The organism is uncultured Duncaniella sp. (assembly GCF_910578445.1).
Lineage (GTDB): Bacteria > Bacteroidota > Bacteroidia > Bacteroidales > Muribaculaceae > Duncaniella.
In genome coordinates, this window is sequence record NZ_CAJTQC010000012.1 from 1 (window position 1) to 12580 (window position 12580).

The following is a 12580-nucleotide window of genomic DNA, read 5'->3' on the forward strand; positions in this document are numbered from 1 at the left end:
GCTTCTCAAAAGCGAGTGCAAAGGTAGGAACTTTCTACATTCCCTCCAAATTTTACACGGTATTTTAACAGAATTTTAACACTTAAGGGCGTTTTTAGGGCATTTTTGCCCTTTTAAAGCACTTTTTTGCGCTCCCCGGCCTTTAATGCGATATTCTTTATTTCACCGGAAGGTGTTACAATATTCGTAGTCCCTCCCTTTGGAGATGCAATAAAAAGTTGTGAAATTTTTCCATTTTTCCATTCCATATCCACAATGAAACCTCCACGCGCCCTCAATCCGCTCACTTTTCCATCACGCCATTCCGAAGGCAGAGCCGGAAAAATCGTTATTGATTCAGGTGTCGACTGCATCAGCATCTCTGCCACACCGGCTGTCCCACCAAAATTACCGTCAATCTGGAATGGAGCATGGGCATCAAGAAGATTTGGATACGTACCTCCGCCCGACCTTTTGTCCGGCCCTTTGTAATTATCAGGACTGACATATTTCAACAGACGGCGATACATCCTGTAGGCCCCCTCCCCGTCTCGCAGACGCGAAAGAAGATTCACACGCCAACCGGTGCTCCACCCGGTAGTGTTGTTGCCTTTTATGTCTAATGTACGCGCCGACGCACGCGCGAGGTCAGGAGTGGACTCTACCGAGATATGCCTTCCCGGGAACAATCCATATAGATGAGACTGATGTCTATGCTGTGGGTCTTTATCATCCCAATCGTAATACCATTCCTGAAGATTGCCCTTCTGCCCTACTTTATATGGATAGAGCTTTGGCAATACACTGTCGACCTCTGCGCGGAACTCTTTGTCGACACCAAGTGCCGAGGCGGCATCGCGTGCATCCGTCAGGCACTGCCTCACCATCGCGAGATCTGCTGCTCCGCCATAGAGGGTAGCACCGACATATCCGTCGGGAGTGACATATTGATTCTCCGGCGAGGTCGCAGGCGAAGTAATCAAAAAGCCGTCCTTGCCGACAAGCCAGCCGAGGCAAAAATCAGCAGCACCTTTAAGCACCGGATAATACTCTTCTAGAAATGCTCTGTCGCCGTCAAAAAGATAATGTTCCCAGATATGGCTTGCGAGCCATGCTCCACCCATGTTCCAGTTAGCCCAAGTCGGGTCTCCTCCGTTAAGCCCGACAGGATTGGTCATCGCCCAGATGTCGGAGTTATGTCCGAGACACCATCCGCGGTCCACACCATAATAATGACGTGCGGTAGCCGCTCCGCCCTTCGACAGATTTTTTATCCACGGCAACAACGCCGTGGCGTGGAGTTCGCCAAGCCCTGTCACCTCAGCAGGCCAATAATTTTCCTCGACATTTATATTAGTGGTATAGTTGCTGCTCCACGGCGGAAGGATATATTCATTCCAGAGCCCCTGAAGATTCGCAGGCACTCCCTGTGTGCGCGAACAGGCTATCAGCAGATAGCGCCCATATTGGAAATATAGTTCCTCAAGGTCAGGATTTGACTCCTTCAGATCCGTGTAGCGTTTAAGCTGCACGTCGGTCGGAAGAGCCGCCACCGAATCGGGAGTCGATCCCAGCTCAAGAGTGACACGATTGAATAGATTATGATAATCGGCAAGATGGTCGGCAAGCAGACGGTCGAAACCCTTGGACTCAGCGCGCGCAATGCGTCTCTCGGCAAGACCGATGTAGTCTCGTCCCTCCTTTACGGGATCACGGTCAAACCCATTGAAGCTTGTGACATTCGTTATGTACACAACCGCATCTTTGACATCCTTGAGAGTAAGACTTCCGTCGGGATTAGCCACAACACTTCCGTCGGCAGGGACGGCCTTGACAATTGTACAGAAACGCGTGCCCCGCTCCGGGTCATATTTCAGCTTTTCATCAAAAGATGTGTAGCCGGGCAATGAAAGATAGGCGGCATGGCCGGTCGAACGCATCTCACCGCTATTGTCCGAGCTCACTTCGTGTGGCAACTGCGAGTCAAGACAAAGCGTAGCCGTCAGCGGACGCTCGCTTTTTATCCCGACCACGATAACCGAATCAGGGGCAGAAGCGAAATATACACTCCCCTCCCCTTGTCCGTCACGCTTAAATCCCCGGAATGCTATAGCGTCGGAAATATCAAGAAGTCTCACGTAGTCGCTCACGCTTCCTCCGTCGCCGGCATAATATGAAATCGTCAGCGCCCCGAGAGGCTGGTAGTTTTCGCTGTAATGCCCTTGCACCTTTCGCTGGAGCGAATCGGCCGCACGATAGTCACCTCTGTCAAGAGCCTCGCGTATCTGCGGGATAGCCTTATAGGCGTCAGGCGTCGTCACCCCCTTCTCAGGCTCACCGGTCCACAGTGTGATGTCGTTGAGCGACAGACGGTCCTGACCTATGCCCCCATAGAGTATCGCCCCGATATTTCCGTTACCGATGACGAGGGCTTCTTCGAAAAACTCTGCCGGACGGTCGTAGTGCAGACGCAATGGCCTGTTGTCCGTTCCATGGGCAGCGACTGCCATCGAGACCGCTGCTGCAAAAATAGTAGTTTTCATGATAGGTTTAAAAGATGTGTAAAACAAAACCCGGCGACACCGCCACGCTGTTTAGTCGTGCCGTGTCCGCCGGGCATATTAGATGTTCATATCGGTTTTATATTTGTCATTAACGCCTACACGTTGAAAAGGAAGTGCATGATGTCGCCGTCCTCAACCACGTAGTTCTTGCCCTCGATGGCCATCTTGCCTGCATCGCGGACAGCGCTCTCGCTTCCGAGGGTAACGTAGTCGTCATACTTTATCACCTCCGCACGGATAAAACCTTTTTCAAAATCCGTGTGAATCACTCCGGCACACTGTGGAGCTTTGCTGCCCTTCATGAAGGTCCACGCACGCACCTCGTCAGAACCGGCGGTGAAGAATGTCTGAAGATTGAGCAGCGCATAGGCCGCACGTATCAGACGGGCCACACCCGACTCCTCAAGACCGATTTCGGCCAAGAACTCCTGACGCTCTTCAAATGTGTCGAGCTCGGCAATCTCGCTTTCGGTCTGCGCGGCCACGATCAGAAGCTGCGCGTTTTCATCCTTGATGGCCTCGCGGACAGCCTCGACATATTTGTTGCCGTCGACGGCCGACGCGTCGTCCACATTGCAGACATACATCACCGGCTTGCTGGTCAGAAGGAAGAGATCGTGTGCGAATTTCTGCTCATCGACAGTCTCAAGCTCCACCGTACGCGCAGGCTTGCCCTGCACCAGAGCCTCCTGATATTTTTTCAATACCTCATACTGCATCTTGGCCACCTTGTCGCCGCCTGTCTGCGCCTGCTTCTGAGTCTTGGCAATACGGCTTTCGACGGTTTCAAGGTCCTTGAGCTGAAGTTCGTAGTCGATGATTTCCTTATCGCGGACAGGATCGACAGTGTTGTGGACGTGTGTGACATTGTCATCGTCAAAACAGCGGAGCACGTGGAGGATTGCGTCTGTCTCGCGGATGTTGGCAAGGAATTTGTTGCCCAGACCTTCGCCCTTGCTCGCGCCCTGTACAAGACCGGCAATGTCGACAATCTCGACGGTCGCAGGGACTATGCTGCGCGGCTGACACATCTCGACGAGCTTGTTGAGACGCGCATCGGGGACGGTAATCACGCCCACGTTAGGCTCGATTGTGCAGAAAGGGAAGTTGGCCGACTGGGCCTTGGCGTTGGAGAGACAGTTGAAAAGGGTCGATTTGCCGACATTGGGCAGACCGACTATGCCGCATTGAAGTGCCATATTATGCTGTTGATGATATGATTGTTATTATTTCAAGTTTGAACTGCAAATTTACATAAAAAATTTCACTCGTCAAACTCTATGTCTGTTCTCCGCACGAAACCGAATTTCGGATGCGCGTGAATCATGACGAGTTCAGCCAGAGCGACCGCCTCGTCTCCCTCAGCCTCATCTTCAACTCCACGCAAATCCACCACGACATCCGCCCCGCCCCAGCGGGCGGTCACATCATCAATCACTCTTTCAAGCTTTGACACATCAGCCGGATTAAATGGATAGTATCGGCATCCCGAAGCCTGAGCCAGCGGCGTGCACCGCTTCGAATCAGAGTGGCAGAGCGCCACTGAGGCATCAACGCCTCTGAATATCCTGACAAGCATCCCGGCAAGCTCCGTCGGACCGCCAATCACCACCGCATTCAGCTTAGGAAACGAAAGAGTGAAGTCGCCCGGTTCGCGTTTAGCGCCCGCAGCATGGACCACCACCCGGCTTTTTGGCGCAAGTTTCCCTGCGCGATATTCCTCCATCCGTTTTTCAAGATAATTATCAGCCATACGTATCTCTGTTTTTCCTATTTATTTCGGTTATAATACCATTTCTCTGTCACTTGTATTTCGGATTCAGCGCCGATTTAAAAAAATTTCTCAAACCTGAGCCCTTACGCTTCTCATATCCGGGAAACTTAGTGGCGACATATCTCTGATCGGGCTTCTCGACAGCACGGAGCCGGGCGTGGTCGATACTGTTGACCCTCCCGACAAGCTCGACAATCGCAGGCTGCAATTCCGGAGCATGGTCAGGAGAAACAATGGCCACAGCTTCCGCACGCCTGTCGCGCTTCTCGAATTTCTTTGCCTGCCCGACGCTCATATACTCTTTGTCGGTGATATACATTTCAGCATATGTGTCCACATCGAATTCCTCTCCTGCATGCAGGAATCTCGGCAGGTCGCGGCCTCTGCCCTTCGACTCGATGTTTATCGCCAGCCCGGCGATGTTGTCGGCGAGAATAAGACCGCTGTTCACTTCCGCAAACCTGTATTTCAGTGTGAATCTCGAAAAATCCACCTTTCCGCGAAGATACACCGCCAGACTCTTGGCCCAGCCATGACCGGTCGTATCGGCAAGCACATCTACATCCAGACTGACATTCTCGCCATCCTTCCGCCATATCGACGCAGGGCCATATTTACCCGCAACCGTATCGCAGGCAGCCTCATCAAACCCTTGAAGGCGCGCCGGAAGCTCGGCTCGGTCAATGACACCGACCCAGTCCGACCACGAGAAATGCTGACCGAAATAATTGCTTACACTGTCAAGACCCTCGTCGTTCGAAAAATGATAATATGACTTCGAGGCAAGCACACGCGGACTCGTCCACCCGTCATAGCCCTTTGTCCTCCTTGCAGGAATCATGAAATCGACCATCTTTTCCCGGAAAAGAAACACGGTGTCGGCATATGTCGTAAGCATCGAATATTCCCTCACATACCCTTTCATATAAAGCACCTGACGCTTTTTAGGCCCGACCACAACTTCCGGCAGGTCATAGGCAATCTCGCGAAGCTTTATCAGTCCGTCTGTAGGTACTTCGACAGTCGCGGGAGCATATCCGAGACTGCTGACAGTAAGCGGATAGTCCGACAAGGCTATCCTTTCGGGCAATTCCCCATTGTCTGAACTGATTCCTACAGGTTTACCGCTCCTGCCGAACACCGACGCCTTAGCCAGCGGCCTGCCAGAAACAGAATCCACGACAACCGCCCTCTTCATAGCCCCGGAGAGCACGAAAGGCAACAGAATCATCGACAATGTCATCAGCAGAAATCGTGGCATAATATGCGTGTGATACAAAAGCGTTTAATCATCATTGAGGGCAACCATTACGCAAAATTCATAAAAAACCTCGAAACCCACAAAGAATAAACCTTAAATGATGTCAACACTTGTCACCAGACCTTTAATCCACCACCTACCTGCCATATCAATCAAAACGGCAATCTACCTGCATAATTTGACCTGAGTACCATCACTGCCATTTATGTCATTATCAATACATATGCCACAAATAAGTCAGACTTGTCGAAAGACACAAGTCTGAGCTAAAGTCAAAACAATGAGACAATCGAAGATAAATGCCTTGATTTATTCTTAACAGATTTAAATAATATTCCTACTTTTGTAAATTAATCGTGTCTTTTGACATGGGTAGTGTTAATTTATAATCAATACGACAAAAATCATGGCTTGTACTTCTGAATTTATAGAGTTTATATGTGATGTCCTTGCACCTTTGGGCGAGGTCCGTCCCCGCAAGATGATGGGTGAATATATCATTTATGTAAATGAAAAATGTGTGATAACGGCTTGCGACAATATGGCTTTTGTCAAAAAACTGCCGTGCATTGCTGATTTGATGTCAGATGCTGAAACCGGATGCGCATACGCAGGTGCTAAAGAGGGATACATTCTTGATTTCAATGACCGCCATAAAGCCCTGAAGGTAATTGAAACCTTGTGGGAACATCTGCCGTTTCCGAAATCCAAAAAGAAATGACCGGTGATTACATCTCAATCGAAAATCCGACTTCCTTCCTCAGCCACTCATCATGTCAAAATTGACAATTGATTTTATTTATTACTTTTAAAAACAGACAACGGTGCGTAATCCGGGCAGGAATTAGTAATTTTGCACACTGAAATTAAAGCCGGGTCAAGAACAAACCAATCCTCTACGGTGTATGTTTCAAAGAACCGAATTTTAAATCGGATTTAAGTTTAAAATCTGAATTATGAAAATGTCTCTTTTGCGCCAGAGGCTCAAACCTTGGATGCTGCCGATAGCCATGTTGGCCGGAATAGTCTTTCATGACTTCATGGGGAAAATTGAATTCATCGCCCCCTACCTGATTTTCATCATGCTGTTCATCACCTTCTGCCGTGTCAAGCCGAGTGAATTCCGCGTCACATCCCTCTCGTGGGGACTACTCTCCGTGCAGGTCATAGGCGCGATGGCAGTCTACTTCTCACTCCTGCCGTTCAGCACCGACCTCGCCCAAGGCACATTCATCTGCGTCTTCTGCCCTACGGCCACAGCCGCCCCGGTCATCACCGGAATGCTCGGAGGAAGCGTCCCCCGGCTCGCCACATTCTCGATAATATCCAACATCACCGTCGCCATCCTTGCCCCGGTCTGCTTCACCCTCATGGGCACAGAGGCCGATATACCATTCCTTGAGGCCCTCACCACCATCTCAATCAAGGTGATGCCTCTGATTATCCTCCCGCTCATCCTTGCCCTCATTCTGATGAAAGTCTCACCCAAGGCCCACCGCGCCGTCGCCGAGCGACAGGCGATCTCGTTCTATATCTGGGCTGTGTCGCTCTTCATCGTCGTCGGACGCGCAGTAAGCTTCGTCATGGACGAACCCTCCGAAGCCGTCCCCGAAATGATACTCCTCGCCATCCTCTCAGGCATCGTGTGCTGTCTCCAGTTCTGGATCGGACGCAAAATCGGACGGCGATGCGGCGACAAGATAGCAGGAGCGCAGGGACTCGGACAAAAAAACACCGTGCTCGCAATATGGATGGCCTTAACCTACCTCCATCCCGTCTCATCAGTCGCACCTGCGGCCTATGTGGCATGGCAGAACACCATCAATTCAGCGCAGCTATATTTCAAGACCCGACGCGAGACACGCCAATCCGACTGAGCCTCAGACATACATAGTTGCTTAAACAAATTAAGAGGGTGTTTAATAACAATTGGAGCATTCGTAAAAAAACTAAAAACTTCCCAATTACGTTAGTATAAAATAGACAGCGCATATAGCACCGTCAGTCAATCATTAATTCTGAAAATGAGTCATGGCAGCCAACAGCATGTATGAAAACCTCATGGGGCTTCCCCTATTCAACGGCGTGAGCTACAACCGCATCTCAGAGATTGTGGGCAACACACGCCTCGCTTTCTCCAAATATCTTCCCGGAGAGACAATCTTGGAGGCCGGCGACCCGTGCACGCGCATGATGTTTGTAATCGGCGGATGCGTGCGGCTCTCCGTGCGAAACTCAACCGACCGTTTCGGCGTGACGCAGACCCTCCAAGCCCCGTCGGTCATATCGCCCGACTACCTCTTCGGACGCAACACCCTATATCCGGCAACTGTCACAGCCATCGACACGGTCTCGATAATGCAGATAGAGAAAAACGATTTCATCAACATCATTCGCACTGACGAAGTCTGCCTGTTCAACTACCTCAACTACATCTCGACAAACGCCCAGAAAGCCATCGACGGAGTCCTCTCGCTCACATCCGGTTCGCTCGAAGAACGAATAGCCTTCTGGATCATAGCCCTCACGCAGCGCGATGCCCATGACATTGTTCTCACATGCAAGCAACGCGACCTCTATACCCTTTTCGGCGTACAGCGATCGTCGTTCATCAGCACACTCGACAGCATGAAAATGCGCGGGCTCATCGACTATACATCAACTGAAATCCGTGTAATCTCACGCAACGACCTGCGCTCAATCCTCCTCAAAACCCCTGATTAGGCAGTGGCAGACCATACGACTGAATATCCGCGCCGGCTATACATCTCACACGATACAACAATCCCGGAGTTGTCATTCTTCAACGACACTCCGGGATTGCCTCTTATAAATCCAAATTACCTTTACTTCCTATAACCGCATTTGACGCATACGCCTTCTTCATTAAGGGCGATACCGCAAAGCGGGCAACGTTCAATCACCTTTCGGTCGGTATACTCTTCCGAAGCAGCATTTTCACCGCTTGTAAATGTAATCTTCGCTATATTGAGCTTGTCTTTAAGCAAGTCATAGACAATTTTTATCATTCCTTCCACAGTCATTGTCTCCTTGGTGACGACAAGACGGGCATCCGGATACGCTTTTGCAAGCTCCGTATTGAAAGCCTCGCCTTTAAGTGTATTCTGTGGGTGGCCGTGAAGGATTCCCTGTTGCTCATAGACTCCTATGATCGCAGGCAGCAACGGATCATCTTCACGAAGCACAAGTGCATGGTCAAAATTTTTCAGCACATCCCACGCTGTCTTTTTTATTTCATTACACGGGAACACCATGTTGACACCCTTGTTAATCGAGTCTTCGACCTCGATTGTAAGCGTACCGGTATGACCGTGGAGATACTGGGCCTCGCCTTTGAAGCCATAAAAACGATGGGTGTACTGCAAATCAAATGTGGTTATACTTCTCATAGTCAGATAATGGTTTTGTAATTAGACTTGGGGTAACATAACATTTACGTTGGTGTTTTAAATCACACTCTGTCACAGATAAACAAACATGATGTCAAATCGGTTTACACACGACATAAAAACATCCGAAAATAAACAAGGGACTGCCTCGATGAAGCAGCCCCTGCGATATGATATAAATTACTGAAATTAACGTCCGATGCGTGAAACAATACGCATAAGCTCGCCAATCCAGAGCACCAGCGATGTCCCGAGGATTATAATCGCCCAGTCCTCAATCTTGAGCGGGACAACGTTGAAAAACTCTCCGCCGATGGTGACAATCACAACCTGTCCGATAAATATGACCAAAGCTATCAGCAGGAACTCACCACAAGCCTTCAGATGGAAAGCGCTCTTGTGGGTGGCATAAGCACGTGCGCTGAACAGATTCCAGAACTGGAGCATCACAAAGGTGGTGAATACTATGGACAGCTCATAAGGACTCAGCCCCTGAGGCGCACCGATGCTGACATGGAGCAGGTCGGCAAGAGAATTGACCTCCGCATGCTCAAACACATAGACCATTCCAAGCACAATAGCAGCAAAGAGGAGGCCCACACCGCCAATGAAGCGCCACATTGAACCGGTGATGATAAAACTCCGGCGGTCACGCGGTCCGGCATCCATCACCGAACGCGACGGCGGCAGCGACGACAGAGCCATCGACGCAAAAGTATCCATTATCAGGTTGACCCAGAGCATCTGGGTCACTGTCAGCGGAGATTCAGTGCCCATAAAAGCACCGACAAGCACCACCAGACAGGCAACGACATTGACCGTCAGCTGGAAAAGGATAAAACGCTGGAGGTTCTGGAAAAGAGAGCGTCCCCACATGACGGCACGGCCTATCGAAGCAAACGAATTGTCGACAATGGTGATGTCGCTGGCCTCCTTTGCAACCGACGTTCCGTCGCCCATCGAAAGGCCGACGTTGGCTGCCTTCAGCGCAGGCGCATCATTAGTGCCGTCACCGGTCACGGCCACGACCTGTCCCTGCTTCTGCAACGACTCTACGAGCCGCTTCTTGTCCATCGGGCGCGCCCTTGCAATGATTTTCAGGTCTCCCACTCGGTCTGCAAGCTCACTGTCGGTAAGTGCTCCGAATTCAGGACCTGTGATTATGTTGCGCTCACCGTCGCCCTCCTGCCACAAGCCAATCTGACGGCCTATTTCGCGTGCGGTAGCCGGAGTGTCGCCGGTAACAATCTTTATGCCTATTCCTGCATTGATACATTCGCGTATCGAACCGGGGACTTCGGCTCTCACCGGATCGGCGATGGCCACGACACCGATAAATTCCAGTCCGTCGGCATCGACACCATCCTCACCTATTCCGTCGACCCCGGCAGGGAGCATACAGGTCGCAAACGCAAGCGTGCGCATCGCCTTCTCCTGATAACCGAGAAGCTGCTCGTTGATTTTGGCACGCTCAACCCCTCCGCTGACACTGTCAGACATTGCAAGCACGATTTCGGGCGCACCCTTTACAAACAGGCGCTCGCCTCCGTCGGGTGTAGCAATCACCGTGGCCATATACTTGCGTTCGGTCGTGAAAGGAAGTTCACGCACCACCTTTGCCTCCTCGCGCAACGGACGGTAATCCACTCCGTTCTGTCGCAACCAGAGCAGCAAAGCGCCTTCGGTCGGATTGCCAAGCACCGAGGGATGCTCCGCATCACTCAAATCGAGCTGCGCGGTCGAGTTGACAGCGATGGCAGTCTCGATCAGACGGCTCATAGCATCGTCGCCGAGTTTCTGACCGGGAAGACTGTAGAAATCAGTCTCGGCCACACGCATCTGATTTTGCGTCAGCGTGCCGGTCTTGTCTGTACAGATTACGGTTGTCGCGCCCATTGTCTCGCAGGCATGCATCTTGCGGACAAGATTGTTGGTGCGCAGCATGCGCCTCATGCTGTAGGCAAGGCTAAGAGTCACAGCCATCGGCAATCCTTCGGGGACTGACACGACGACAAGTGTGACAGCAATCATGATGCTTTGGAGGAAATATGCGATAAACGACAGCCATTCGAAATCAGGGTTCGAGAGCATATACATGACGATTCGTCCGAGAATCACCGCACCGCCGATGACATAGCTACCCTTTGTGACAAGAGCGCCAAGACGTTCGAGCTGTTCGGTCAGCGGAGTCTTTGTCCCGTCGTCGATATGAGCGGCCTCATAGACCTTTCCGTTCTCCGTCGAATCGCCAACGGCAAAGACCTCGGCCACACCATGCCCCTCCATCACGCGTGTGCCACGCATCACATGATTCGAGGGGAAAGTCGCCTCCGGGTCAAAATGGTCGGGATCGGTGGTTTTCGCAGCCATCGGTTCGCCGGTCAGAGTCGACTCATCGACGTTGAGCTGCGTGGATTCGAGCAGGACAGCATCGGCCGGAATCTCCTGACCGGTGTTGAGGATAAGTATATCGCCGACAACCACATCCTTTTTGGATATTTCTGTCGGATTGCCGTCGCGGACCACCTGCACAAGCTCATCGTCGTTGACCTGATTGAGAATCTTGAACTCGTCCTCAGCCTTCTTCTCGAAATAAAACGACAGCCCTGTGGCAAGAAATATTGCCATGAATATACCGACAGGTTCAAAAAAGACTGTACCGGCCTGATTGAGCGCGAAATATTCATAACACGAAATAAGAACCGACAACACACCGGCCATAAGAAGCACAATGATAAGCGGATCTTTGAATTTGTCTAAAAACAGCCGCCACAGCGACTCTTCCTTAGGAGGCGTGAGCACATTCGCACCATGAAGACGACGGCTCTCCTCGACTTGCTGCCGTGTCAGTCCACGGCGTTGGTCAGCATTAGGATTCATAGTCAAAAAGTGATTTTTTAAGAAGCCACAAAAGTATTATATTAATGAGTCATACGCAAATCAAGGCCATTAATATTTTATTAAATTCCACTCTGCGACAGAGGCATCAAGCCAACAATACTTTTCAGTTTAACGGTTATCACCTTCAATATGTTCACAGCCAGCCAAATCGCCTTGTGTCACGACTTTTTGTTCTCACGCCTGCGCAACTTCTCAAACATACGTCGCTGACGGCGGTTCATCCTGAAGGCCACATCCTCATCGCCTGTCACCTCCCGTAGAGCCGTTGTCATTATCTTCTCGATATCCTCTTTCCGAACCTCCACATTCTCATGCTCTGACTCTCCCTCGGCATCCTCACTCCTTCCACCTGCTGATTTTTCCTTTCGTTTCCTTGCTCGTTCACGCGCCTTGAAAGAGCGCTCTATCGCACGGTCTATTTCAGGCTTCAACATAGCGAATATCAGTCTCACGGTCAACGAATTCAGCGAAGGCTCTATCCCCATGCCAAGATAGATGTCGACAGCTCCGACAGCCTCGGCATGCTCTTCAGCAGACGCTCCGACCGCGTTTATAGCATCCGCAATACGGACTTGGATGCCTGAGTAAAACTTTTTTGACACTCTCATGACAGCTTCCAGACGGGTGGAAGCTGTTTCTTTATGCCGGTTTACGGTATTTCCTGTCTTCTTCATATTTTTCTGAAATGATT

Annotated in this window: 10 protein-coding genes; 3 read left to right on the plus strand and 7 right to left on the minus strand. The window is 50.8% G+C overall.

The genetic code is table 11. The annotated features are described in order from the left end of the window. Positions 1 to 113 precede the first annotated feature (113 nt). The 4 genes from QZ311_RS06530 to QZ311_RS06545 all read right to left on the minus strand — a co-directional run bounded on the left by QZ311_RS06530 (position 114) and on the right by QZ311_RS06545 (position 5578). Complete coding sequence (locus tag QZ311_RS06530; RefSeq protein WP_297065698.1) at positions 114 to 2522, minus strand: glycoside hydrolase family 95 protein; 2409 nt, start codon at positions 2520 to 2522, stop codon at positions 114 to 116. 116 nt (positions 2523 to 2638) lie between these two features. Further along, positions 2639 to 3742: a redox-regulated ATPase YchF gene (gene ychF, locus QZ311_RS06535; protein ID WP_297065700.1), complete on the minus strand. Its 1104-nt coding sequence runs from the start codon at positions 3740 to 3742 to the stop codon at positions 2639 to 2641. 65 nt (positions 3743 to 3807) lie between these two features. Further along, a complete protein-coding gene (locus QZ311_RS06540; RefSeq protein WP_297065703.1) occupies positions 3808 to 4296 on the minus strand; it encodes a hypothetical protein in 489 nt (162 codons plus the stop codon). A 49-nt stretch (positions 4297 to 4345) separates the two neighbouring features. Then, a complete protein-coding gene (locus tag QZ311_RS06545; RefSeq protein ID WP_297065707.1) occupies positions 4346 to 5578 on the minus strand; it encodes a hypothetical protein in 1233 nt (410 codons plus the stop codon). 406 nt (positions 5579 to 5984) lie between these two features. Between QZ311_RS06545 and QZ311_RS06550 the strand changes: the two genes are divergently transcribed. The 3 genes from QZ311_RS06550 to QZ311_RS06560 all read left to right on the plus strand — a co-directional run bounded on the left by QZ311_RS06550 (position 5985) and on the right by QZ311_RS06560 (position 8302). Continuing rightward, entirely contained in the window at positions 5985 to 6299 is a 315-nt protein-coding gene (locus QZ311_RS06550) for a transcriptional regulator (protein ID WP_297065710.1), read from the plus strand. Positions 6300 to 6534: 235 nt separating this feature from the next. Continuing rightward, the gene (locus QZ311_RS06555) at positions 6535 to 7455 is read left to right on the plus strand and encodes a transporter (protein ID WP_297065713.1); all 921 of its coding nucleotides are present in this window, start codon (positions 6535 to 6537) and stop codon (positions 7453 to 7455) included. 154 nt (positions 7456 to 7609) lie between these two features. After that, complete coding sequence (locus tag QZ311_RS06560; protein WP_297065716.1) at positions 7610 to 8302, plus strand: Crp/Fnr family transcriptional regulator; 693 nt, start codon at positions 7610 to 7612, stop codon at positions 8300 to 8302. Between the two features lie 122 nt (positions 8303 to 8424). Here QZ311_RS06560 and QZ311_RS06565 read toward each other — a convergent pair whose 3' ends face one another. The 3 genes from QZ311_RS06565 to QZ311_RS06575 all read right to left on the minus strand — a co-directional run bounded on the left by QZ311_RS06565 (position 8425) and on the right by QZ311_RS06575 (position 12563). Continuing rightward, the gene (locus QZ311_RS06565; RefSeq protein WP_297065719.1) at positions 8425 to 8988 is read right to left on the minus strand and encodes a 6-carboxytetrahydropterin synthase; all 564 of its coding nucleotides are present in this window, start codon (positions 8986 to 8988) and stop codon (positions 8425 to 8427) included. Positions 8989 to 9177: 189 nt separating this feature from the next. After that, entirely contained in the window at positions 9178 to 11868 is a 2691-nt protein-coding gene (locus QZ311_RS06570) for a calcium-translocating P-type ATPase, PMCA-type (protein ID WP_297065722.1), read from the minus strand. A 179-nt stretch (positions 11869 to 12047) separates the two neighbouring features. Next, positions 12048 to 12563 carry a hypothetical protein gene (locus tag QZ311_RS06575; RefSeq protein WP_297065725.1) on the minus strand — a complete coding sequence of 172 codons (516 nt, stop codon included), beginning with the start codon at positions 12561 to 12563 and terminating at the stop codon, positions 12048 to 12050. Positions 12564 to 12580: the final 17 nt, after the last annotated feature.